The sequence below is a fragment of the Liquorilactobacillus mali genome, from assembly GCF_001437155.1.
Lineage (GTDB): Bacteria > Bacillota > Bacilli > Lactobacillales > Lactobacillaceae > Liquorilactobacillus > Liquorilactobacillus mali_A.
Genome location: NZ_JQAR01000070.1, coordinates 1 through 761, shown reverse-complemented (window position 1 = coordinate 761; position 761 = coordinate 1). Strand labels below are relative to the sequence as shown.

The window sequence follows — 761 nt, the reverse complement described above, 5'->3', positions numbered from 1 at the left end:
GGGTTCTATAATATTTGGTACTGATAGAAAAATCTTCTCTCAGTACCAATTTTGTTTTATGATAAAAAAATAGAGATGAAGACACACTTCATCTCAAAGAAACAATCCCTACACTGAAAGGAATGTCCTACATGAAGAATTGTACACTGGATCTATTGGGAATTAAAGACTCACACCTGGAATTTGATCCAAAATATAAGAATAAAGTGATAGCTGCAGGATTTTACCAACATAAAAAAGTCCGCAAGATCCATTTGCGGCAATCTTATCCTTGTGCTTGCCCAGTTTGTGGTCAAAAAATGCGCTACAACGGTTTTAAAACCGTTGAGATGCTCGGTTTGCCTTCGGGTGGGATCACAAATGTTTTTTCGATCCGCAAACAAAAATATCTCTGCCCGGCTTCAGCTGCCTGCCCTAAAACTATTACAAAACTTGCGGAGATCAAGGACGTCAAGGCTAACGACCAAATCTCACAAGCCGTTAAATATCAGGCTATTTCTAAATTAGACCAGAATATCTCACAAAAAGATATTGCCGCTGATTTTGGGATCTCTGGAATGACAGTGATGCGCTTTGCGCAAGAGCTCTCAACTTACTTAAGGCCCAATCATCATTTCTTACCGCAAAATATCGCTTTTGACGACTTTAAAGCGGGCAACTTTTCTAGTAGCGGCATGAGTATCATTGTCATGGACATTGCGACACGCCGCACGTTAGATATCGTGCGTTCTCGGCATAATACATACTTACGAAGTTACTTT

General features: G+C 39.9%; 1 pseudogene. It reads left to right on the top strand.

Annotation, left to right across the window (positions count from 1 at the left end):
• Positions 1-131 precede the first annotated feature (131 nt).
• A pseudogene (locus IV36_RS11750) lies at positions 132-761 on the top strand (transposase family protein); the annotation flags it as partial.